Genomic DNA, 24,109 nt, shown 5'->3' on the forward strand with positions numbered 1-24,109 from the left:
AAAAGTTCCGGTTAGTCAGCGATTTATATATCTATGGAATAAAAGGAACTAATGCCGAACCGCCATGCTCGAAAGGCCAGTAGATATCTTCAATAAGGAGAAACACCCCATGCGCAAGACTTTAGCTATTTCCATGATGTTGGCCGCTGCCCTCGGTCTCGCTGCCTGCGATAAGAAATCCGAAGACAAAGCCCAAGACGCCGCCGCCCATTCCGAGCAAGCTCAGAAAGATATGGCCAAGGCTCAGGATAAAGTGAACGACGCTGCGAAAGAAAACGCCGATGCTGCCAAAGCTCAGGCTGAATCGAACGAAGCCGCCGCAAAAGAAGCAGCACCTGCTACCCCTGCCACCGGTTCTTGAGACCGCGGCTTGAAATAGCTTCGCTGCAAAAAGAAAGCCCGCTTAGATAGCGGGCTTTTCTTTGCCTGGCATTTTTATTTGAAGGGTTAGTTAACCGGCTTCTTTAACCGCTTCCGGTGGCGGTGTGTCCGTCTGGGTATACACCATCACTTGCAAGACGTCGGAGTGAAACTCCCGACGGTACAGCACCAACACCACCCCACTGCTCATCAACATGAACAACCAGGGGCTGACAAACCACGCCAGCATGGTCATGCCGAAGTAATAAGCCCGCAGGCCAAAGTTGAACTGGTTGGCGGCCATGGAAATCACCCGCGCCGCCCGCAGGGCAAACGCCCGGCGCTCCTGTTCGGACACATGTCGCTCGCCGATCATCGGCGCCGAGCCCACCAGCACCGCCGCGAAGTTGTACTGGCGCATGCACCAACTGAACGTGAAGAACGCATAGACAAACACCAACGCCAAACACAGCAGCTTGATCTCCGACATGCCCTGGGAAGCCTGTTGCACCATGGGGATATCTGCCAGCAACGACACCGCACGTTCCGAGGCACCCAGCACGGTAAGAATACCGGCCAGGATGATCAGGGTGCTGGAGGCAAAGAATGAGGCATTGCGCTCCAGGTTGCCGATCACACTGGCGTCGGCGATACGGTTATCGCGCAGCAGCATCCGGCGCATCCAGTCTTCGCGATACAGGTGCAGCACACTGGCCAGGCACGCGGTATCCCGGGCCTTCCAGGTGGCATAACGGGTGTAGCCGCCCCAGCACAGGACGAACCAGAGCGCGGCAAGCAGGTGGATCTGATTGGTTTCGACGAACGACATGCGGGTCCTATCAACGTTGGTTGGGTGAACACAATCCATTCTTGGAGCTGGCAAGCCAGCGCCTACAGGATCGTGTTCTATAAGCATAAAAAATGCCCCGTATCGATTGATACGAGGCATTTCCTTGTAACGTAAACCCGGTTATTTAAGCGATGGCTTCGCTGCGCTTGCCGAGCATACGATCGACCCCAAACGCCACAGCCAGTGTCATCACCGATGGCACCAGCCACGCCAGGCCCTGCTCGCTCAGTGGCAGGTGTGCCAACTGCGCAGGCAGCCAGTCCGCCAGGCCCGCGCCCTTGAGCGCGTCGATGCAACCGAAGATGAACGACACCAGCATCACCGGGCCAACGATGCGGCCCTGCTCCTGCCAGAAGTCTTTGCAGAAGCTCAGCGCCACCAGCACGATGCACGGTGGGTAGATCGCGGTAAGCACCGGGATCGAGAACGCAATCAGCTTGGTCAGGCCCAGGTTCGACACAAACAGCGAGAACAACGCGAGGATCACCACCAAGGCCTTGTAGGACAGCGGCAGGATTTTGCTGAAGTACTCGGCGCAGGCGCAGGTCAGGCCCACCGCAGTCACCAGGCACGCCAGGGAGATCAGTACCGCCAGGAAACCACTGCCCAGGGAGCCAAACGTGTGCTGCACATAGGCGTGCAGCACGGCCGCACCATTGCTGGCACCGGCCGCCACGGCATGGCTGCCCGAGCCCAGGCGGAACAGGCTGACATACACCAGCGCCAGGCCCACGCCGGCAATCAACCCGGCAATGATCGCGTAGCGGGTGATCAACTGCGGCGACTCGACGCCACGGGAACGAATGGCGTTGACGATCACGATGCCGAACACCAGGGCGCCCAGGGTATCCATGGTCAGGTAGCCATTGATGAAGCCTTGGGAGAACGGTGCAGCCACGTATTCCGGCGTGGCAACGCCCACATCACCGGCCGGCAAGGCAAACGCGGCGATACCGAGGATGGCCAGGGCGATGATCTTCAGTGGCGCCAAAAAACGCCCAACGGTGTCCAGCAGTCGACCTGGGTACAGGGAAACGAAGAACACCACCAGGAAGTACACCGAGCTGTAGAGGAACAGCGCCAGCGGGCTTTCGCCGGTCAGCGGCGCCAGGCCCACCTCGAACGAGACGGTCGCGGTACGCGGGGTGGCGAACAGCGGCCCTACCGCCAGGTACGCCGCCGCCGCCAGCAGGCCACCGGCGATCTTGCCGATCGGGCTGCTCAACGCGTCCATGCCGCCGCCAACCTTGGCCAGGGCGATCACGGTGACCACCGGCAGGCCAACGGCGGTGATCAGGAAGCCCAGCGCTGCCATCCAGACATGAGGCCCGGACTGCAAACCAACGATAGGCGGGAAGATGATGTTGCCAGCGCCCACGAACAGGGCAAAGGTCATGAAGCCCAGCGCCAGGATGTCCTGGCTTTTCAACACTTTCATTTGAGGAAATACCACACTACTGAATCGGAATTTAGAGAGGGATTCCCTATGGATGAGGGAAATACTGCCGGCCCTTATGGGAGCCGACCGGTCTAGCGCGCGGCTTCCTTTTGGGATGCGGACGCATAAAGAGGCGGCTAGGGTACAGAATTGGGCTGACAAACGCACTGTTGCGGGGCGGACTGTCCGATAAGCGACATCTCTATGTCGCGTTTTCATACTTAATTTGGCAATGCAGATAATTTACTCAGCTATGCAATGCAAAAAACTGTAGGAGCCGGCTTGCCGGCTCCTACAGAAAAGGTGTTTGCTTGGAAAGCACAAAGGCCACCCGAAGGTGGCCTTTGTGGGGTGAAGCGTCAGCTAAGCGCGAGGCTTACTTGACAGCCCAACCGGTCAGCTCGGCCAGGGCCTTGCCGATGTCTGCCAGCGAACGCACGGTTTTTACGCCTGCGTCTTGCAGTGCAGCGAATTTCTCGTCTGCAGTGCCTTTGCCGCCAGAGATGATTGCGCCAGCATGGCCCATGCGCTTGCCAGCAGGGGCAGTCACACCAGCGATGTAGGAAACAACCGGCTTGGTCACGTGTGCCTTGATGTAGGCAGCCGCTTCTTCTTCAGCCGAACCGCCGATCTCACCGATCATTACGATCGCTTCGGTCTTCGGGTCTTCCTGGAACAGCTTCAGGATGTCGATGAAGTTCGAACCTGGGATCGGGTCACCGCCGATGCCGACGCAAGTCGACTGACCGAAACCGGCGTCAGTGGTCTGCTTCACAGCTTCGTAGGTCAGGGTGCCGGAACGGGAAACGATACCGACTTTACCTGGCAAGTGAATGTGACCTGGCATGATGCCGATCTTGCATTCGCCTGGAGTGATCACGCCTGGGCAGTTAGGGCCGATCAGGACTACGCCCAGCTCGTCGCACTTAACTTTAGCGTCCAGCATGTCCAGGGTAGGAATGCCTTCGGTGATGCAGACGATCAGCTTGATGCCGCCGAAGGCTGCTTCCAGGATCGAGTCCTTGCAGAAAGGAGCTGGAACGTAGATCACGCTGGCGGTGGCGCCAGTGGCAGCTACAGCATCTTTCACGGTGTTGAACACTGGCAGGCCCAGGTGCTCGGTGCCGCCTTTGCCCGGTGTTACGCCGCCAACCATCTTGGTGCCGTATTCGATGGCTTGCTGGGTGTGGAAACTACCTTGCGAACCGGTAATACCCTGGCAGATAACTTTGGTGTCTTTATTGATCAGGACGCTCATTATTTGCCCTCCGCAGCTTTGACAACTTGTTGAGCAGCGTCGGTCAGGCTGGTAGCCGCGATGATGTTCAAACCGCTTTCTGCCAGTACTTTAGCGCCCAGTTCAGCGTTGTTACCTTCAAGGCGAACAACAACCGGGATTTTAACGCCAACTTCTTTCACTGCACCGATGATGCCTTCGGCAATCATGTCGCAACGAACGATGCCGCCGAAGATGTTGACCAGTACTGCAGCGACGTTGGAGTCGGACAGGATGATCTTGAAGGCTTCGGTTACGCGTTCTTTGGTAGCACCACCGCCCACGTCGAGGAAGTTGGCTGGTTTGCCGCCATGCAGGTTGACGATGTCCATGGTACCCATGGCCAGGCCAGCACCGTTGACCATGCAACCGATGTTGCCTTCCAGCGCTACGTAGTTCAGTTCGAACTTGGCAGCGTGCGCTTCGCGCGGATCGTCTTGCGACGGATCGTGGAAAGTCTTCAGCTTAGGCTGACGGTACATGGCGTTGGCGTCGATGTTGATCTTGGCGTCCAGGCAATGCAGATCGCCGTCAGCCTTGATCACCAGCGGGTTCACTTCCAGCAGGGCCAGATCGTGATCCTGGAACAGTTTGGCCAGACCTACGAAGATCTTGGCGAACTGGGCAACTTGCTTGCCTTCCAGACCCAACTGGAAAGCCAGCTCGCGACCCTGGAATGGCTGAGCGCCAACCAGTGGATCGATAGTGGCTTTCAGAATTTTTTCTGGGGTTTCGTGAGCGATCTTCTCGATGTCCACGCCACCTTCGGTGGAAGCCATGAACACGATGCGACGGCTCGAACGGTCAACGACAGCGCCCAGGTACAGCTCTTTAGCGATATCAGTGCACGATTCAACCAGGATCTTGGTGACTGGCTGGCCATTGGCATCAGTCTGGTAAGTCACCAGACGCTTGCCCAGCCACTGCTGTGCGAAGGCCTTGGCGTCTTCTTTGCTGCGAACCAGCTTAACGCCGCCCGCTTTACCGCGACCACCGGCGTGGACCTGGGCTTTGACAACCCACTCGCTGCCGCCGATTTTGTCGCAAGCTTCTGCTGCTGCTTCCGGGGTGTCTACTGCGTAGCCCTTGGAAACTGGCAGGCCGTATTCAGCGAACAGCTGCTTACCCTGATACTCGTGAAGATTCATGCTTTTTACCGTCTTCGTTAGGTACTGCGCATTCGGCGCTGCGCTCATTATGAGTGCCGCGCCACCTGTGACTGCTGCTTGCGCAACTTGCGGGGCTCAGGGCCCGTAAAGCTGCACAAGACTGCGTCCAGCGGATATTCCGCGGTGAGTCTTGCGCGCAAGGCTCACGACGGGCAACTCCGCCGTGGTTTCTTATTATCTCGCTTAGCGCTTCTTCTTGTTGGCGATGTGGATGGCGCCGCCATTCACTGCCAACGCGGCTTCATGCAGCGCTTCGGACAGGGTCGGATGGGAGAAGACCATCATGCCCAGATCCTCGGCACTGGTGCCGAATTCCATACCGATCGCGCCTTGCTGAACCAGTTCTGCAGCGCTTGGGCCAATCACGTGGACGCCCAATACGCGGTCAGTCTTGGCATCAGCGATGACTTTGACAAAACCACCGGTGTCGTTGGCTGCCATGGCACGGCCAGAAGCAGCGAACGGGAAGGTGCCGACGTTAACTTCAACGCCTTCAGCTTTCAACTGCTGTTCGTTCTTGCCGACCCATGCAATTTCCGGGTGGGTGTAGATAACCGATGGGATCAGGTCGTAGTTCATCTGGGTCTTGTGGCCCTTGATGCGCTCGACAACCATGATGCCTTCTTCGGAAGCCTTGTGCGCCAGCATCATGCCGCGAACCACGTCACCGATGGCGTAGACGCCCGGCACGGTGGTAGCGCAGTGATCGTCAACGTGGATGAAACCACGCTCGTCGATGTTTACGCCGCTGTCGGAAGCCAGCAGGTCGGTGGTCACTGGACGGCGACCCACGGCTACGATCAGCTTGTCGAACGTGATGGTCTGCTCGCCGTCTTTGTCGGTGTAGGTCACGACAACTTCTTCACCGTTGACCTTGGAACCGGTCACACGGGCGCCCAGCTTGATGTCCAGACCTTGTTTGGTCAGGGTTTTCAGCGCTTCTTTCGACACGGCGGTGTCGGCAGCCAGCAGGAACGTGTCCAGGGCTTCCAGCACGGTGACTTCGGAACCCAGGCGGGACCATACCGAACCCAGTTCCAGGCCAATCACGCCAGCACCGATCACGCCCAGGCGCTTAGGCACCGCTTGGAATTCCAGGGCGCCGGTCGAATCGACGATCACGTTCTGGTCAACCGGAGCCGGTGGAATGTCGATTGGGCGCGAACCTGGAGCCAGGATCACGTTCTCGGCTTCGATGACTTCTACCGAACCGTCTGGCTTGGTGATTTCAACTTTCTTGCCAGCCAGCAGCTTGCCGTGGCCTTGCAGGGAAGTCACGCCGTTGGCCTTGAACAAGGTGGCAACGCCGGAGGTCAGGTTTTTAACGATGTTGGCTTTACGGCCGACCATTGCAGGTACGTCCATAGTCACGCCAGCATGGTTGATGCCGTGGATCGCGAAACCGTCTTGGGCTTCGTGGAATTTCCAGGAGCTGTCCAGCAGCGCCTTGGAAGGAATGCAACCGACGTTCAGGCAGGTACCGCCCAGCGCCAGTTTGCCTTCCTTGTCGGTGTATTTTTCGATGCAAGCAGTCGAGAGGCCCAGCTGTGCGGCCTTGATGGCGGCAACGTAGCCGCCAGGACCGGCACCAATCACTACAACGTCAAATTTCTGCGACATGAAAATAGTTCCTCTATTCAGCGACAAGCTTCAAGCGACAAGCCGCAAGCCAAGCTGCTTTTTCCTACAGCTTGTAGCTCGCAACTTGCCGCTGCGTCTTTAGATGTCCAGCAGCAGACGAGCCGGGTCTTCCAGCAGGTTCTTGATGGTCACCAGGAAAGTCACGGCTTCTTTACCATCGATCAGGCGGTGATCGTAAGACAGTGCCAGGTACATCATCGGGCGGATCACGACTTGGCCGTTGATGGCCATCGGACGCTGGATGATGTTGTGCATGCCCAGGATCGCAGCTTGTGGCGGGTTGACGATCGGGGTCGACATCATCGAACCGAAGGTACCACCGTTGGTGATGGTGAAGGTACCGCCGGTCATCTCGTCGATGGTCAGCTTACCGTCACGGGCTTTCTTGCCGAAGGTAGCGATGCCGCCTTCGATTTCAGCCAGGCTCATCAGTTCGGCGTTACGCAGTACCGGCACCACCAGGCCACGGTCGCTGGACACGGCAACGCCGATGTCTGCGTAGCCATGGTAAACGATGTCGTTGCCGTCGATGGAAGCGTTGACTGCCGGGAAGCGTTTCAGCGCTTCGGTGGCCGCTTTCACGAAGAAGGACATGAAGCCCAGGCGCACGCCGTTGTGGGACTTCTCGAACAGGTCCTTGTACTTCGAGCGCAGGGCCATGACTTCAGTCATGTCGACTTCGTTGAAGGTGGTCAGCATCGCCATGTTCGACTGTGCTTCAACCAGGCGCTTGGCCACGGTGGCACGTACACGGGTCATCGGTACACGCTTCTCGGTGCGGTCGCCGGCGGCGAACACAGGCGCAGCGGCAGCCGGGGCAGCAGCCTTGGCTGGCGCGGCGGCTGGCGCGTTTTTCTTGGCTTCAACAGCGGCAACCACGTCTTCCTTGGTCACACGGCCGTCTTTGCCGGTGCCTTTGATGGAAGCCAGGTTGATGCCGTTCTCGTCTGCCAGCTGACGGGCAGCCGGTGCAGCGATCGGGTCTTCAGCGCCAGCAGCTGGAGCGGCGGCAGGAGCCGAGGCAGCAGCAGCCGGTGCAGCGGCGGCGGCAGGAGCGGCAGCAGCAGCGCTGCCCTCTTCGATCGAGCCCAGTACCTGGTTCGACAGAACGGTAGCGCCTTCTTCGGCAACGATTGCACCCAGCACACCGTCAGCTTCGGCCAACACTTCCAGCACGACCTTGTCGGTCTCGATGTCGACGATCAGGTCGTCACGCTTTACGGCGTCGCCTGGTTTCTTGTGCCAGGTGGCAACGGTGCCATCGGCAACCGATTCCGGGAATGACGGGGCTTTGATTTCGATAGCCATTATCTGTGGGTCCTTAAAATTCGGTTTCAGTCAGCGCGAAGGCGTTAAACAGTGAAAGCATCTTGCAGCAGTTTTTCCTGCTGCTCGGCGTGCATCGACGCATAACCACACGCAGGTGCAGCGGAAGCATCACGGCCGGCATATTCCAGGCCCAGGGCCTTGTTGTGGTTGCCGATGCTGCGACGCAGGTGATGCTGGCTGCTGTACCACGCGCCCTGGTTCATCGGTTCTTCCTGGCACCACACCACGTTAGTGAGGTTGGTGTAAGGCGCGATGGCCTCCATCAGGTCGTCTTCCGGGAACGGGTAAAGCTGCTCGATACGCACAATGGCGATGTCTTCGCGGCCTTCGGCACGGCGTTTTTCCAGCAGGTCGTAGTAGACCTTGCCGCTGCACAGGACCAGGCGAGTCACCTTGGCCGCGTCCAGCGTGTCGATTTCTGGAATAACGGTCTGGAACGAACCATCAGCCAGATCTTCCAGGGTCGAGATGGCCAATTTATGACGCAACAGCGACTTCGGCGTCAGCACTACCAGCGGCTTGCGCAGCGGGCGGATCACCTGGCGACGCAGCAAGTGGTAGATCTGGGCCGGGGTAGTCGGCACGCACACCTGGATGTTGTGCTCGGCGCACAGCTGCAGGTAACGCTCCAGACGGGCCGAGGAGTGCTCAGGACCCTGGCCTTCATAACCGTGTGGCAACAGCATGGTCAGACCGCACAGGCGACCCCACTTGTGCTCGCCGCTGGTGATGAACTGGTCGATAACCACTTGGGCACCGTTGGCGAAGTCGCCGAACTGGGCTTCCCAGATCACCAGCGCGTTTGGCGTGGTGGTCGAGTAACCGTATTCGAACGCCAGCACGGCTTCTTCGGACAGGAACGAGTCGTACAGGTCGAAACGTGGCTGGCCTTCGTACAGGTTCTGCAACGGGATGTAGGTGCCCGCGTCTTTCTGGTTGTGCAGCACGGCATGACGGTGCGAGAACGTACCGCGGCCGATGTCCTGGCCGGTCATGCGGATCGGGTGGCCTTCGAACGCCAGGGTCGCGTACGCCATGGTTTCGGCGTAACCCCAGTTGATCGGCAGGCCGCCGGCTTGCATCTTCTGACGGTCTTCGTAGATCTTCGCAACCTGGCGCTGCACCACGAAGCCTTCTGGAATTTCCAGCAGCTTGGCGGACAGTTCCTGCAGGGTCTTCAGATCGAACGAAGTGTCGTGACGCGCAGTCCAGGCATGGCCCAGGTACGGACGCCAGTCCACGAACAGCTCTTTGTTCGGCTCTTTGACCAGGCTCTTCACGACATGCAGACCGTTGTCCAGCGCGTTACGGTATTCGTCGACTTTCGCCTGAACACGCGCATCGTCAACCACGCCGGCCTTGGTCAGGCTTTCGGCGTACAGCTCACGGGTGGTGCGCTGCTTGGTGATCTGCTGGTACATCAACGGCTGGGTGCCGCTTGGTTCGTCGGCTTCGTTGTGACCGCGACGGCGGTAGCAGACCAGGTCGATCACCACGTCACGCTTGAACTGCATGCGGTAGTCGATGGCAAGCTGGGTCACGAACAGCACAGCTTCCGGATCATCGCCATTCACATGGAGGATCGGCGCCTGGATCATCTTGGCAACGTCGGTGGCGTACTCGGTGGAGCGCGCGTCCAGCGGGTTGCTGATGGTGAAACCGACCTGGTTGTTGATGACGATGTGAACGGTACCGCCCGTCTTGAAGCCGCGTGTCTGCGACATCTGGAAGGTTTCCAGGACCACGCCTTGACCGGCGAATGCCGCGTCACCGTGGATGGAAATTGGCAGAACTTTTTCACCGGTGGTGTCGTTACGACGATCCTGGCGAGCACGGACCGAACCCTCGACCACTGGAGAAACGATTTCCAGGTGGGATGGGTTGAAGGCCATGGCCAGGTGAACTTCACCGCCGGTGGTCATCACGTTGGACGAGAAGCCCTGGTGGTATTTAACGTCACCGGAACCCAGCTCGACCTTCTTCTTGCCTTCGAACTCGTCGAACAGCTCACGCGGGTTCTTGCCGAAGGTGTTGACCAACACGTTCAGGCGACCACGGTGGGCCATGCCGATCACGATTTCCTTGGTGCCGTAGGAACCGGAACGCTGGATCAGCTCATCGAGCATCGGGATCAGGCTTTCGCCGCCTTCGAGGCCGAAACGCTTGGTGCCCGGGTATTTGGTGCCCAGGTATTTTTCCAGGCCTTCGGCAGCGGTTACGCGCTCGAGCAGGTGGCTGCGTACGTCGGCAGACAGCACCGGACGACCACGCACACCTTCCAGGCGATGCTGGAACCAGTGGCGTTGCTCGGAATCGGTGATGTGCGTGAACTCAGCGCCAATGGTGCGGCAATATGTCTGCTGCAACGCTTCGTGAATTTCGCGTAGGCTCGCTTCCTCTTTGCCGATGAACAGGTCGCCGGCACGGAAGGTCGTATCAAGATCGGCATTGGTCAAGCCGTAATGATTGATCGACAGGTCAGCAGGTGCAGGACGCTTCCAGAGCCCCAGCGGGTCAAGCTGGGCCGCCTGGTGGCCGCGCATCCGGTAGGCCTGGATCAGTCGCAATACTTCAACTTGCTTCTTCTCGTGCTCACTGCTCACGCTCCCGGCGGAAACCGGTTGGGCGCGGCGCTGGTTCTTTGCCAGCAGCACAAACTGATCGCGAATCGTTGCATGCGATACATCGGTGGCAGCGTTGCCGTCTGAAGACAACGTCTGAAATTTGGTGCGCCATTCTTCTGGCACAGCGTTAGGGTCGTGCAGGTAGAGCTCATAAAGCTCTTCCACATAGGCAGCGTTACCACCTGAAAGATAGCCGCTGTTCCACATGCGCTGCATCACGCTTTCTTGCATGCTTGGTCACCCTCGATTTGGGGACACCACCGGCGAAAACACCGAGTTTGCTTGCAAAAGGCCAAGTGCAGCGACCAAAACAAGCCACTTAGGATCACGCTGATAGTTCGGGTACCAACCCGAATGCCCCTGCTTGTCTCATTTCTTCAAAATAAGAGCCGCGGCTTTGTAAGTCGCTGCTCAAGTTAAAACTACGGCGCCGGTTGAAGCCTGCGCCGTAGCATTTACGGGCACAACGGTCCTGCCTTTACTACAACGTCGGTTACACGCCGCTCTGCAGCAGCATGTTACGGATGTGACCAATGGCCTTAGTCGGGTTCAGGCCTTTGGGACATACGTTGACGCAGTTCATGATCCCGCGGCAGCGGAATACGCTGAACGGGTCATCCAGCGAAGCCAGACGCTCGGACGTCTTGGTATCACGGCTGTCTGCCAGGAAGCGGTACGCTTGCAGCAGGGCAGCTGGACCCAGGAACTTGTCCGGGTTCCACCAGAAGGACGGGCACGAAGTCGAGCAGCAAGCGCACAGGATGCACTCGTACAGACCGTCGAGCTTCTCGCGCTCTTCCGGGGACTGCAGACGCTCGATGGCCGGAGCCGGCGTGTCGTTCTGCAGGAACGGCTTAACTTTCTCGTATTGCTTGTAGAAGATGCTCATATCGACGACCAGGTCACGGATAACCGGCAAACCTGGCAGAGGACGAACGATCAGCTTGTTGCCTTTAACAACGGCGGACAGCGGCGTGATGCACGCCAGGCCGTTTTTGCCGTTGATGTTCATGCCGTCGGAACCGCACACACCTTCACGGCAAGAGCGACGATAGGAGAAACCTTCGTCCTGCTCTTTGATCAGTGCCAATACATCCAGCACCATCAGGTCTTTACCACCGGTATCGACCTGGAATTCCTGCATGAACGGCGCAGCGTCCTGATCAGGGTTGTAGCGATAAACACTGACTTTCAACATGGCAGCCACCCTTAGTAAGTCCGAATCTTCGGTTCAAACGTCGGAACCGTCTTCGGCGAGAAGTTCACGGCACGCTTGGTCACGCGCTTGTCACCCGGGAAGTACAGGGTGTGGCACAGCCAGTTTTCGTCGTCGCGATCTTCAAAGTCTTCACGGGCGTGGGCACCACGGGATTCCTTACGAACCTCGGCGGCGATTGCGGTCGCTTCAGCCACTTCCAGCAGGTTTTGCAGTTCAAGGGCTTCGATACGAGCGGTGTTGAACGCCTGGCTCTTATCGTTGATCTTGACGTTGGCGATGCGCTTGCGCAGGTCAGCCAGCTGGGCGATACCCTTCTGCATGTATTCGCCGGTACGGAATACACCGAAGTAGTTCTGCATGCAGCTTTGCAGCTCGCGACGCAGGGTAGCCACGTCTTCGCCATCAGTGCGCTCGTTCAGAGCGTTCAGGCGCGCCAGGGCGGCCTCGATGTTGGCGTCGGTAGCGTCGTCGTATTCGATGCCGTCGGTCAGCGCCTTTTCCAGGTGCAGGCCAGCAGCACGGCCGAAGACCACCAGGTCGAGCAGCGAGTTGCCGCCCAGGCGGTTGGCGCCGTGAACCGATACGCACGCCACTTCGCCTACAGCGAACAGACCGTGGATGATCTCGTCCTCGCCTGCGGCATTCTGGGTGATCGCCTGGCCATGAATGTTGGTCGGCACGCCGCCCATCATGTAGTGGCAAGTCGGAACAACCGGCACCGGAGCAACGACCGGGTCGACGTGGGCAAAGGTCTTGGACAGCTCACAGATACCTGGCAGGCGGCTGTGCAGGACTTCTTCGCCAAGGTGATCGAGCTTCAGCAGTACGTGGTCGCCATTCGGGCCACAGCCGTTGCCGGCGATGATCTCTTTAACCATCGAACGAGCCACAACGTCACGACCCGCCAGGTCTTTCGCGTTCGGAGCGTAACGCTCCATGAAACGCTCGCCGTGCTTGTTGATCAGGTAACCACCTTCACCACGGCAACCTTCTGTAACCAGTACACCAGCGCCGGCGATACCGGTCGGGTGGAACTGCCACATTTCAATGTCTTGCACCGGTACGCCAGCACGCAGTGCCATGCCGACGCCGTCACCGGTGTTGATCAAGGCATTGGTGGTCGACGCGTAGATACGGCCTGCACCGCCAGTCGCCAGCACGGTAGCCTTGGCGCGGATGTAGGTGGTTTCACCGGTTTCGATGCAGATAGCGATCACACCGACGAATTCGCCCTGGGCGTTTTTCACCAGGTCGACCGCGTAGTACTCGTTCAGGAACGTGGTACCGGCTTTCAGGTTGCCCTGATAAAGGGTGTGCAACAGCGCGTGACCGGTACGGTCGGAAGCGGCGCAGGTACGGGCAGCCTGCCCGCCTTTACCGTAATCCTTCGACTGGCCGCCGAATGGACGCTGGTAGATACGGCCTTGCTCGGTACGGGAGAACGGCAGACCCATGTGGTCCAGCTCGAACACCGCGGCCGGGCCTTCCTGACACATGTATTCGATAGCGTCCTGGTCACCGATGTAGTCGGAACCCTTGACGGTATCGTACATGTGCCAGCGCCAGTCATCGTTCGGGTCGGCGGAGGCGATGGCGCAGGTGATGCCACCCTGGGCCGATACGGTGTGGGAACGGGTCGGGAACACCTTGGTGATCACGGCAGTCTTGTGACCGCCCTGGGCCAGCTGCAGCGCAGCGCGCATGCCAGCACCGCCGCCACCAATAATGATGGCGTCGAATGAAATAGTTGGAATGTTAGCCATGAATCAGATACCCCAAAGAATCTGCACACCCCAGACGAAGTAAGCGAACATCGCGACGCCGCAGACTGCCTGGAAGAGGAAACGTACTGCTGTCGCGGACTTGCCCAGCGCCATCGGCGTCAGGTAGTCGGTCGCGATGGTCCACATGCCTACCCAGGCGTGTGCGCCCAGGGCAACAAGGGCCAGCAGACTGAAGATTCGCATCGCATTGTGGGAAAACAGGCCGTGCCATTGCTCATAGCCGATGCCCGGATTTGCGACGAGGTATCCGATCAGGAAAATGAAATAAGCCGCGAGAACGACCGCAGACACACGCTGTGCCATCCAGTCATAGAGGCCCGAACGCGAAAGGTTCGTAACGCTGGTTACCATATCCAAACTCCTGCCAGAACGATCAGCACCACGGAAATGGCGATGATGATTTTCGAGCCCAGGCGGCCGCCTTCCAGCGTCTCACCGATGCCCATGTCCATGATCAAGTGGCGCACACCGGCTACCAGGTGATACAGAAGAGAAGACAGGAGGCCCCATGCTACGAACTTGGCCAGCGGGCTGGTCAAGCATGCCTTCACCTCGGCGTATCCTTCCTCGGAACCCAGGGATTTGCTCAATGCATAAAGCATGATGCCCAAGCCCAGGAACAGGATGATGCCGGAAACACGGTGCAGGAACGACGTAACGCCGGTGATGGGGAGTTTGATGGTCCTTAGGTCTAGGTTTACAGGTCGTTGGCTATTCACGGCTTTTTTTCACACTGAAGAGCCCCTAACAATCAGGGCAAAGTTGTTGGGGAGTGCACTGGTCAGGTAAGCACCACCCAGGGAGTGCGACCCCCAATGAAAGCAAGCCCAAAAGCCCTTGGCGGTCGGTGGCCGAGTATAGACAGTTAGGTTACTAATGACAACGCGCACTCCTCACCCTAATAGCGGATTGCGCTGGGGGAATAAAAGGCGTAAATGGCAGGCAATTTCGAGGAAAAAGTACGGTTAAAGCCTTCTGGCGCAAGACTTTAGGCAAATTGACATCTGGATTTATATCAATATAGTGGTGCGGGCCCTGCGTGGGGGGTCTGTCTGATGATTTGAAGCATAAATAGGAGGCCACATGGCTGACAAAAAAGCGCAGTTGATCATCGAGGGCGCAGCCCCCGTCGAGCTGCCCATTTTAACCGGCACCGTTGGTCCCGATGTTATCGACGTACGGGGCCTGACGGCCACGGGCCGTTTCACATTCGACCCAGGCTTCATGTCGACCGCCTCTTGCGAGTCGAAGATCACCTATATCGATGGCGACAATGGCATTCTGCTTCACCGCGGCTACCCGATCGAGCAACTCGCCGAACAGTCGGACTACCTGGAAACCTGCTACCTGCTGCTAAATGGCGAGCTGCCAACAGCCGAGCAAAAAGCCCAGTTCGTCAGTACCGTGAAGAACCACACCATGGTTCACGAGCAGTTGAAGACCTTCTTCAACGGCTTCCGTCGCGACGCCCACCCGATGGCCGTCATGTGCGGCGTGGTCGGCGCCCTGTCGGCCTTCTATCACGACTCCCTCGACATCAATAACCCGCAGCATCGCGAAATCTCCGCGATCCGCCTGGTTGCCAAGATGCCGACCCTGGCCGCAATGGTTTACAAGTACTCCATGGGCCAACCCATGATGTACCCGCGCAACGACCTGACGTACGCGGAAAACTTCCTGCACATGATGTTCAACACGCCGTGCGAGATCAAACCGATCAGCCCGACGCTTGCCAAGGCCATGGACCGGATCTTCATCCTCCACGCCGACCACGAGCAGAACGCCTCCACCTCTACCGTCCGCCTGGCGGGTTCTTCGGGTGCCAACCCGTTCGCCTGTATCGCCGCCGGTATCGCCGCACTCTGGGGCCCTGCCCACGGCGGTGCGAACGAAGCCGTATTGACCATGCTCGATGAAATCGGCGATGTCTCGAACATCGACAAGTTCATCGCCAAGGCCAAGGACAAGAACGATCCGTTCAAGTTGATGGGCTTCGGTCACCGGGTCTACAAGAACCGCGACCCACGCGCCACCGTCATGAAGCAGACCTGCGACGAAGTGTTGAAGGAACTGGGCATCAAGAACGATCCGCAACTCGAACTGGCCATGCGCCTGGAAGAGATCGCCCTGACCGACCCGTACTTCATCGAACGCTCGCTGTACCCGAACGTCGACTTCTACTCGGGGATCATCCTCAAGGCGATCGGCATTCCAACCAGCATGTTCACCGTGATCTTCGCCCTGGCGCGGACCGTGGGCTGGATCTCCCACTGGAAAGAAATGCTCTCCAGCCCTTACAAGATTGGCCGCCCGCGCCAGCTGTACACCGGCTACGAGTCGCGTGACATCACCAAGCTGGAAGATCGCAAGTAAGCATTCAACTGCTTAGCTGCACTGAATAAGGCCTCCTCTGGAGGCCTTATTTGTTTCTGCCTCTCTAAAAACACCACACCCTCTGTAGGAGCTGGCTTGCCAGCGATGAGGCCCCAAGACCAGCGCAAGGCTTCAAGGACGCCATCGCCGGCAAGCCGGCTCCTACAGTGGGTAACGTATCAGCCATCGGTGACGAGCTTTTTTTATTGGTACAGGATTTGAGAAACAGTTTTGTCGTATTCGTTACCAATAAAAGCAAAAAAATGCCCCGGTCTCACGACCGGGGCATTTTTTTTGTAACGGTGCAGCGATTAGTGATTAACCGCCCCACTCGCCCCCAGGCCAGTCTGCGAACGCACAAACTGCGGGAAGTACAACGCACGCTCTTTCTCTGCCGCCGCCGACTTGTCGGTGATGGAGAAGAACCAGATGCCCACGAACGCAATGATCATCGAGAACAGCGCCGGGTATTCGTACGGGAAGATGGCTTTTTCGTGGTGCAGGATCGAGACCCAGATGGTCGGGCCAAGGATCATCAGGCCAACGGCACTGACCAGGCCCAGCCAGCCGCCAATCATGGCGCCACGGGTGGTGAGGTTCTTCCAGTACATGGAAAGCAGCAATACCGGGAAGTTACAGCTGGCGGCAATCGAGAACGCCAGGCCGACCATGAACGCGATGTTCTGGCTTTCGAACAGGATACCCAGGCCGATAGCCAGCACTGCCAGCGCGATGGTGGTGATCTTCGACACGCGAATCTCATCCTTCTCGTTGGCCTTGCCTTTCTTGATCACGCTGGCATACAGGTCATGGGACACCGCCGAAGCACCCGCGAGGGTCAAACCGGCAACCACTGCCAGGATGGTGGCAAAGGCCACGGCCGAGATGAAGCCCAGGAAGATGCTGCCACCCACTGCGTTGGCCAGGTGCACCGCCGCCATGTTGTTGCCGCCCAGCAAGGCACCTGCTGCATCCTTGAACGCCGGGTTGGTGCTGACCAGCAGGATCGCGCCGAAGCCGATGATAAAGGTCAGGATATAGAAGTAGCCGATGAAGCCAGTGGCATACAGCACGCTCTTACGTGCTTCCTTGGCGTCGCTTACGGTGAAGAAGCGCATCAGGATGTGCGGCAGGCCAGCGGTACCGAACATCAGGGCCAAGCCCAGGGAGAATGCCGAGATCGGGTCTTTCACCAAGCCGCCAGGGCTCATGATCGCTTCACCTTTAGGGTGAACCTTGATCGCCTCGGAGAACAGCGTGTTGAAGTCGAAGTTGACGTGCTTCATCACCATCAGCGCCATGAACGAGGCACCGGACAGCAACAGCACGGCCTTGATGATCTGCACCCAGGTGGTCGCCAGCATGCCGCCGAACAGCACGTACAGGCACATCAGGATACCCACCAGGATCACCGCTACGTGGTAGTCCAAGCCGAACAGCAGTTGGATCAACTTGCCCGCACCGACCATCTGCGCGATCAGGTAGAACGCCACCACCACCAGCGAGCCACAGGCCGACAGGCTGCGGATCTGGGTTTGCCCGAGGCGGTAGGACGCCACGTCGGCAAAGGTGTACTTGCCCAGGTTGCGCAGGCGCTCGGCGATCAGGAACAGAATGATCGGCCAGCCCACCAGGAAGCCGATCGAATAGATCAGGCCGTCATAACCCGAGGTGAATACCAGTGCGGAAATGCCCAGGAAGGACGCCGCCGACATGTAGTCACCGGCAATCGCCAGGCCGTTCTGGAAACCGGTGATCTTGCCGCCAGCCGCATAGTAGTCGGCCGCCGACTTGTTGCGCTTGGAGGCCCAGTAGGTGATGCACAGGGTGGCGCCGACGAACGCGACGAACATCACGATTGCCGAGATGTTCAGCGGTTGCTTGTGCACTTCACCGGTCAATGCGTCCGCCGCCCAAACGGCCGGGGCAAAGAGCGAAGCGCCGAATACTGCCAGTAGACGCCGGATCATTGCGCAGCCTCCTTGAGAATCGCATTGTTCAGGTCGTCAAACTCGCCATTGGCCCGGCGCACGTAGATGCCGGTCAGGATGAAGGCGGACACAATCAGCCCGACGCCCAGGGGAATGCCCCAGGTAATCGACGAACCGGGGCTGAGCTTGGCCCCCAGCACTTGTGGCCCGTAGGCAATCAACAGGATGAAAGCGGAGTAAAGCCCTAGCATGATCGCCGAGAGAATCCAGGCGAACCTTTCCCTTTTTCTCACCAGCTCCTTGAAACGCGGGCTGTTTTGAATCGAGAGGTAAATGCTGTCGTTCATTGTTTTTATCCTCGCAGCACAGCTTTTTTATTATTGGAACGTATCCACTGTATGCGGCTGCACAAAGGGTTCCAGACGACCTTAGTATTAGAACGACATAGGCGTTGTCGCCAGTTTTTAACTGATCGAATTGACAGCCTTTGGCACAAAAACGACAAAGCCCGCCTGACGAAAACGCCAGGCGGGCTTGCAAGGTGCTATCTAGACGCTTCGGGCGTTATTTACCGGTCCACTCGGCGACACGCTCAGGGTGCTTGGCGACCCAATCCTTGGCGGCGGCATCAGGCTTGGCGCCTTCTTGAATCGCCAGCATGACTTCGCCGATTTCGTCCTTGGAGGCCCACTGGAATTTCTTCAGGAAGGCCGCGACTTCTGGCGCTTTCTTCTCCAGGCCCTTGCTGCCGATGCTGTTGACGGTTTCAGCAGCACCATAAATCCCTTTTGGATCGTCCAGGAAACGCAGTTTCCACTTGGCGAACATCCAGTGTGGCACCCAGCCGGTGACCGCAATGGATTCCTGCTTGTCTTCGGCGCGGGTCAACTCGGCGATCATCGCCGCACCCGAGCTGGCTTGCAGCTTGTAGTCCAGGCCATAGGCCTTGATCGCTTCGTCGGTCTTGAGCATCACGCCTGAACCCGCGTCGATGCCGACGATCTTGTTCTTGAAGGTGGTGTCGGTCTTGAGGTCTTCGATGGACTTGGCCTTGACGTACTCCGGCACGATCAGGCCGATCTTCGCGTCCTTGAAGTTGGGGCCGTAGTCGACCACCTTGTCCTTGTTCTTGGCCCAGTACTCACCGTGGGTCACCGGCAGCCAGGCAGAAAGCATGGCGTCGAGCTTGCCGGTGGCCACGCCCTGCCACATGATCCCGGTGGCGACCGCTTGCAGCTTGACGTCATAACCGAGCTTGGCCTTGATCACCTCTGCCGCCACATGCGTGGTGGCAACGCTGTCGGACCAGCCATCCACATAGCCGATGCTCAGGGTCTTGCTGTCGGCGCTGGCCAGTGTGGAGCTCATCGCAACTACCAGAGTGGCAGCTGCGCCCAAGAGTCGTCGCATCTTCATAGTACTTCCCCGAAAGTGCTGCGCCCGGCGGATGCCGAGCGACGTCAACCTGTTGTTATGTGGTGCACCGCGCCCCCTTCACGCGCATCGATCACGGTAGTGCGCCGTCAGCGGAGTACTGACACTTCGATCATCAACCTGCTCGGGTGTTGGACCTGCTCTGTCAGCGACATCCTACAAGCAAGGAACGACATCACATCGCCAGTAGGATGCTTTGTAGGACTTGACGCCAAAATCCCGCCCGAACTTTGCATGTCAAAATTATGCAGCCCCACTGGGTCGGGCCAAATCCGGGTAAGATGCGCGCCTTTGCTCTTCCAGATAAGCCGACCATGCCCGCGACTGCCCGCTTCCCAGCCCTGCCCTATTGCTTCGCCTTGATCCTCGGCCTGCTGGCCCTGTTCGCTTACTGGTATGGCCTCGGCCGGCCCGTGGTGCTGCCTGATGTCGCCAGTGCCACGCACAAGATGCAGTGCGCGTCCTACACCCCATTCGATAAAGACCAATCGCCGTTCGACCAGCCATTCACCCTGCGCCCCGAACGCATGGACGCCGACCTCGCCCTGCTGGCCACCCGCTTCGAGTGCATCCGCACCTACTCCATGACCGGCCTGGAAGCCTTGCCGGAGATGGCGCGCAAGCACGGGCTGAAAGTTATGGCCGGGGCCTGGGTCAGCAGTGACCCGGTGGCGACCGCAAAGGAAATCAACGAATTGATCGCTTCGGCCAACGCCCACCCGGATGTCGTGACTTCGGTGATCGTCGGCAACGAAGCCTTGCTGCGCAAGGAAGTGACCGCCAAGCAACTGGTGGCGCTGATCCATACGGTCAAGAGCCAGATCAAGCAGCCGGTGACCTACGCGGATGTGTGGGAGTTCTGGCTGCAGCACCCGGAAATCGCGCCGGCGGTGGACTTCCTGACCATCCACCTGTTGCCGTACTGGGAAGATGACCCGTCGGGTATCGACCAGGCCCTCAAGCACGTGGGCGACGTGCGCCAGACCTTCGGCAACAAGTTTGCGCCCAAGGACATTCTCATCGGTGAAACCGGCTGGCCCAGCGAAGGCCGCCAGCGCGAAACGGCCGTGCCGAGCCGGGTGAATGAAGCCAAGTTCATGCGCGGCTTCGTGGCCATGGCCGAGGCCAATGGCTGGCGTTACAACCTGATCGAAGCCTTTGACCAGCCGTGGAAGCGGGCCAGTGAAGGCGCCGTAGGGGGTTACTGGGGCCTTTTCGATGCCGATCGCCAGGACAAGGGCATCCTCGCCGGGCAGGTAACCAATGTGCCGTACTGGCCGCTATGGCTGGGCGTGGGTGGCATCATCCTATTGGGCACCTTGGCGTTGGGCGGACGTGTACGCACTACCCGCGCGGCAATTGCCCTGCCACTGCTGGGTGCGGTGGCGGCCTGTTCCATTGGCACTTGGGCCGAGCTGACCCGCGTGACTGCGCGCTTTAATGATGAATGGGTGTGGGCAGGCTTGCTGGTGGTGTTGAACCTGCTGGTGCTGGCCCATGCAGCACTGGCCCTGAGCTCGCGGGAAGCTTGGCGCGCACGCGTGTTCAATTGGTTGGAGCAGCGCGCGGGCTGGCTGGTGGCAATTGCCGGGTTTGCCGGTGCCGTGATGATGCTGGCGTTGGTGTTCGACCCACGCTATCGCAGCTTCCCGAGTGCCGCGCTGGTGTTGCCGGCCCTGGTGTACCTGGTGCGTCCGGTGACCGGACCACGTCGGGAGATTGCGCTGCTGGCCTTTATCATTGGTGCGGGCATTGCGCCGCAGCTGTACCGCGAAGGGTTGTTGAACCAGCAGGCATGGGGTTGGGCGGTGGTCAGCCTGCTCATGGTGGTAGCGTTGTGGCGTTGCCTGCGAGTACGCCAGAACTGACCGTGGGAGCCGGCTCGCCGGCGATGGCGCGCCTGAGATCACCGTTGATTTCAAAGGCATCATCGCCGGCAAGCCGGCTCCTACAGGTGGGTCATAGACCTTTAGGCTTGCGCACCAAGCGCAACCCCGCAATCACCACGGCAAACACCGCGAACGTGGTGTTGTACAACGCCAGTGCCGGCACCCCGAATACCATCCCCAGCACCGCCAACCCCCACCCCACCCGACCCGGCACGAAAAACGCCAGCACCGACGTGATCAGCGCTGCCCAGCCCAGCACCTTGAAGTGGATCATCAACCCAAGGTTCGAACGCAGCTGGCATTCCCAGCGGCTCGCCTCGTCCGCGCAGAGGCCCACCCACTGGCCATCTTCCATAAAGCCATAGCGCGCACCGTAACTGGCGGCCAGCCACAGCGGCAGTGCAATTAGCAGCAAAATCAGCGGAAAACGACGGGACATGGGGTACTCCGATAGGCAAAAACGGCGCTCAGCTTAATGCCCCGGCAGCCGTTAGCAAGGCGCATACACACAATTAGTGTTCACCAAAGCGTGGCAAAGTGTATCGTCTGGCTACTATTACCCCGATTCCGGCGTTTTTTCCGACATTTCGTGCCGCGTGATGGCACTTCGGCGACTGGACGGCGGTCATAGCCTGCGAACTTCATTAAGTACGTTTCCTCCTAGGGATTAAGTCATGCTCCGTTCCTTGCGCTGTGCTGCCTTACTGGGCAGCCTTTTTCTGAGTGCGTCAGCACTGGCCGTCGACATTGACCAAGCCAGCTATGGCTACCCTTTGACCAACCCGTTCGAAGCGACCATCGCCACCACCCCGCCCGACCTTCGGCCCAAACTGCCGAGTGATGACGAGATCAACCAATCCGACTACACCCTGAACATGCGCCCTGAGCGCGAGTTCAGCCTGCCGGACAATTTCTGGGCGGTGAAGAAGCTCACCTACCGCATCGCCAAGCAGGACCGCGCCGCGCCGCTGATCTTCCTGATCGCGGGCACCGGTGCGCGGTTTGACAGCAGCATCAACGAATACCTGAAAAAGCTGTATTACCAGGCTGGCTACCACGTGGTGCAACTGTCATCGCCGACCAGCTTCGACTTCATCAGCGCCGCCTCGCGTTTTGCCACCCCGGGGATCACCCAGGAAGACGCCGAAGACATGTACCGCGTGATGCAAGCCGTGCGCGCGCAAAACGCTTCGCTGCCGGTGACCGACTTCTATCTCACCGGCTACAGCCTGGGCGCGCTGGATGCGGCGTTTGTCAGCAAGCTCGACGAGACCCGTCGCAGCTTCAACTTCAAGAAAGTGCTGCTGCTGAACCCGCCGGTCAACCTCTACACCTCGATCACCAACCTCGACAAGCTGGTGCAGACCGAGGTCAAGGGCATCAATAACACCACCACCTTCTATGAGCTTGTGCTGAACAAGCTGACCCGCTACTTCCAGCAAAAGGGCTACATCGACCTGAACGACGCCCTGCTCTACGACTTCCAGCAATCCAAACAGCACCTGACCAACGAACAGATGGCCATGCTGATCGGCACCTCGTTCCGCTTCTCGGCGGCCGACATCGCCTTTACCTCGGACTTGATCAACCGCCGTGGCCTGATCATCCCGCCGAAATACCCGATCACCGAAGGCACCAGCCTCACGCCGTTCCTCAAGCGTGCACTGCAATGTGACTTCGACTGCTACCTCACCGAACAAGTGATCCCGATGTGGCGCGCCCGTTCCGACGGCGGCAGCCTGTTGCAACTGGTCGACCAGGTCAGCCTGTATGCCCTCAAGGACTACCTGCACACCAACCCGAAGATCGCCGTCATGCACAACGCCGACGACGTGATCCTCGGTCCTGGCGACCTCGGTTTCCTGCGTAAAACCTTCGGCGATCGCTTGACCGTCTACCCGCTGGGCGGCCACTGCGGCAACCTCAATTACCGCGTCAACGCCGACGCCATGCTGGAGTTCTTCCGTGGCTAAATATCTTCTGTTGCTTGCCGCCTTGATGTGCGCGGGCGTTGCCAATGCCGACAACAGCAAGGCCCACGAGCCGGTCAATGTCGGCGCCGACGGTTTCAAGGAGCCGCTGACCAAGCTCAAGTTCAACCCAGGGCTGGACCAGCGTGAGTTCGAGCGTTCGTCGCTCACCGCACTCAACGTGTATGACCCGCTGGAATCGTGGAACCGTCGCGTGTACCACTTCAACTACCGCTTCGACCAATGGGTGTTCCTGCCAGTGGTCAACGGCTACACCTATGTGACCCCCAGCTTCCTGCGGACCGGCGTGAGCAACTTCTTCAACAACCTGGGCGATGTGCCCAACCTGTTGAACAGCCTGCTGCAGCTCAAGGGTCACCGCTCGCTGGAAACCACCGGCCGCCTGCTGGTCAACACCACCATCGGCATCGCCGGCCTATGGGACCCGGCCACCGCCATGGGCCTGCCACGCCAGAGCGAAGACTTCGGCCAGACGCTGGGCTTCTACGGCGTGCCCGGCGGCGCCTACCTGGTACTGCCGATCTTCGGGCCGTCGAACCTGCGCGACACCACCGGCCTGATCGTCGACTACGGCGCGGAAACCCAGATCAACTTCCTCAACGTGTCCGAAGTCAGCTCCAACCACCCGGAAATCTGGGCATTGCGCGCAGTGGACAAGCGTTATCAGACCAGCTTCCGGTATGGCCAGATGAACTCGCCGTTCGAGTACGAGAAGGTGCGCTACATCTATACGGAATCGCGAAAGCTGCAGATTGCCGAGTAAACGCCCACAAAAAAGGCCATTCGACTGAATGGCCTTTT

At 58.9% G+C, this 24,109-nt stretch carries 20 protein-coding genes; 5 read left to right on the forward strand and 15 right to left on the reverse strand.

The window, feature by feature from the left end; translation table 11 throughout:
• Positions 1–109: 109 nt before the first annotated feature.
• The gene (locus tag AC0IYN_RS01265; RefSeq protein ID WP_010211724.1) at positions 110–361 is read left to right on the forward strand and encodes a hypothetical protein; all 252 of its coding nucleotides are present in this window, start codon (positions 110–112) and stop codon (positions 359–361) included.
• 90 nt (positions 362–451) lie between these two features.
• On the opposite strand, the gene AC0IYN_RS01270 is transcribed toward AC0IYN_RS01265, so the two are convergent.
• The 11 genes from AC0IYN_RS01270 to sdhC form a co-directional block, all read right to left on the reverse strand.
• On the reverse strand, positions 452–1,189 hold the full coding sequence (locus AC0IYN_RS01270) for a DUF599 domain-containing protein (RefSeq protein ID WP_078047634.1): 738 nt from the start codon (positions 1,187–1,189) through the stop codon (positions 452–454).
• 145 nt (positions 1,190–1,334) lie between these two features.
• On the reverse strand, positions 1,335–2,648 hold the full coding sequence (gene brnQ, locus AC0IYN_RS01275) for a branched-chain amino acid transport system II carrier protein (protein ID WP_078047633.1): 1,314 nt from the start codon (positions 2,646–2,648) through the stop codon (positions 1,335–1,337).
• Positions 2,649–3,024: 376 nt separating this feature from the next.
• Positions 3,025–3,906, reverse strand: coding sequence for a succinate--CoA ligase subunit alpha (sucD, locus tag AC0IYN_RS01280; protein ID WP_003172813.1), 882 nt, complete (start codon positions 3,904–3,906; stop codon positions 3,025–3,027).
• On the reverse strand, positions 3,906–5,072 hold the full coding sequence (gene sucC / locus AC0IYN_RS01285) for an ADP-forming succinate--CoA ligase subunit beta (protein WP_003190011.1): 1,167 nt from the start codon (positions 5,070–5,072) through the stop codon (positions 3,906–3,908). The genes sucD and sucC overlap by 1 nt, the downstream gene beginning before the upstream one ends.
• Positions 5,073–5,276: 204 nt before the next feature.
• Entirely contained in the window at positions 5,277–6,713 is a 1,437-nt protein-coding gene (gene lpdA / locus AC0IYN_RS01290; protein WP_406597728.1) for a dihydrolipoyl dehydrogenase, read from the reverse strand.
• A gap of 99 nt (positions 6,714–6,812) precedes the next feature.
• Positions 6,813–8,042 carry a 2-oxoglutarate dehydrogenase complex dihydrolipoyllysine-residue succinyltransferase gene (odhB, locus tag AC0IYN_RS01295; RefSeq protein ID WP_457239145.1) on the reverse strand — a complete coding sequence of 410 codons (1,230 nt, stop codon included), beginning with the start codon at positions 8,040–8,042 and terminating at the stop codon, positions 6,813–6,815.
• 44 nt (positions 8,043–8,086) lie between these two features.
• Positions 8,087–10,918, reverse strand: coding sequence for a 2-oxoglutarate dehydrogenase E1 component (locus tag AC0IYN_RS01300; RefSeq protein WP_099493386.1), 2,832 nt, complete (start codon positions 10,916–10,918; stop codon positions 8,087–8,089).
• A gap of 262 nt (positions 10,919–11,180) precedes the next feature.
• On the reverse strand, positions 11,181–11,885 hold the full coding sequence (locus AC0IYN_RS01305; RefSeq protein WP_003172807.1) for a succinate dehydrogenase iron-sulfur subunit: 705 nt from the start codon (positions 11,883–11,885) through the stop codon (positions 11,181–11,183).
• An 11-nt stretch (positions 11,886–11,896) separates the two neighbouring features.
• The gene (gene sdhA / locus AC0IYN_RS01310; protein ID WP_122725258.1) at positions 11,897–13,669 is read right to left on the reverse strand and encodes a succinate dehydrogenase flavoprotein subunit; all 1,773 of its coding nucleotides are present in this window, start codon (positions 13,667–13,669) and stop codon (positions 11,897–11,899) included.
• 3 nt (positions 13,670–13,672) lie between these two features.
• Positions 13,673–14,041: a succinate dehydrogenase, hydrophobic membrane anchor protein gene (gene sdhD, locus AC0IYN_RS01315; RefSeq protein ID WP_003172805.1), complete on the reverse strand. Its 369-nt coding sequence runs from the start codon at positions 14,039–14,041 to the stop codon at positions 13,673–13,675.
• Positions 14,035–14,409, reverse strand: a complete 375-nt coding sequence (sdhC, locus tag AC0IYN_RS01320) for a succinate dehydrogenase, cytochrome b556 subunit (RefSeq protein WP_003190005.1) — start codon at positions 14,407–14,409, stop codon at positions 14,035–14,037. Before sdhC ends, sdhD begins: the two co-directional genes overlap by 7 nt.
• A 364-nt stretch (positions 14,410–14,773) precedes the next feature.
• Between sdhC and gltA the strand changes: the two genes are divergently transcribed.
• On the forward strand, positions 14,774–16,063 hold the full coding sequence (gene gltA / locus AC0IYN_RS01325) for a citrate synthase (protein WP_078047629.1): 1,290 nt from the start codon (positions 14,774–14,776) through the stop codon (positions 16,061–16,063).
• A 311-nt stretch (positions 16,064–16,374) separates the two neighbouring features.
• On the opposite strand, the gene AC0IYN_RS01330 is transcribed toward gltA, so the two are convergent.
• The 3 genes from AC0IYN_RS01330 to AC0IYN_RS01340 form a co-directional block, all read right to left on the reverse strand.
• Positions 16,375–18,033, reverse strand: coding sequence for a cation acetate symporter (locus AC0IYN_RS01330; protein ID WP_406597726.1), 1,659 nt, complete (start codon positions 18,031–18,033; stop codon positions 16,375–16,377).
• Positions 18,030–18,341: a DUF485 domain-containing protein gene (locus AC0IYN_RS01335; protein WP_016972153.1), complete on the reverse strand. Its 312-nt coding sequence runs from the start codon at positions 18,339–18,341 to the stop codon at positions 18,030–18,032. Before AC0IYN_RS01335 ends, AC0IYN_RS01330 begins: the two co-directional genes overlap by 4 nt.
• A gap of 217 nt (positions 18,342–18,558) precedes the next feature.
• Positions 18,559–19,410 carry a glycine betaine ABC transporter substrate-binding protein gene (locus tag AC0IYN_RS01340; RefSeq protein ID WP_099492436.1) on the reverse strand — a complete coding sequence of 284 codons (852 nt, stop codon included), beginning with the start codon at positions 19,408–19,410 and terminating at the stop codon, positions 18,559–18,561.
• Positions 19,411–19,742: 332 nt separating this feature from the next.
• Here AC0IYN_RS01340 and AC0IYN_RS01345 point away from each other — a divergent pair, with 332 nt between their 5' ends.
• A complete protein-coding gene (locus AC0IYN_RS01345; RefSeq protein WP_471840325.1) occupies positions 19,743–21,296 on the forward strand; it encodes a glycoside hydrolase family 17 protein in 1,554 nt (517 codons plus the stop codon).
• 91 nt (positions 21,297–21,387) lie between these two features.
• On the opposite strand, the gene AC0IYN_RS01350 is transcribed toward AC0IYN_RS01345, so the two are convergent.
• Positions 21,388–21,756, reverse strand: a complete 369-nt coding sequence (locus tag AC0IYN_RS01350; RefSeq protein ID WP_406597724.1) for a hypothetical protein — start codon at positions 21,754–21,756, stop codon at positions 21,388–21,390.
• A 235-nt stretch (positions 21,757–21,991) separates the two neighbouring features.
• On the opposite strand from AC0IYN_RS01350, the gene AC0IYN_RS01355 reads away from it, so the two are divergent.
• On the forward strand, positions 21,992–23,290 hold the full coding sequence (locus AC0IYN_RS01355; protein WP_078047624.1) for a serine/threonine protein kinase: 1,299 nt from the start codon (positions 21,992–21,994) through the stop codon (positions 23,288–23,290).
• On the forward strand, positions 23,283–24,071 hold the full coding sequence (locus AC0IYN_RS01360; protein ID WP_078047623.1) for an MlaA family lipoprotein: 789 nt from the start codon (positions 23,283–23,285) through the stop codon (positions 24,069–24,071). Before AC0IYN_RS01355 ends, AC0IYN_RS01360 begins: the two co-directional genes overlap by 8 nt.
• The last annotated feature ends 38 nt before the right edge of the window (positions 24,072–24,109 follow it).

Source organism: Pseudomonas sp. AC112, from assembly GCF_979253545.1.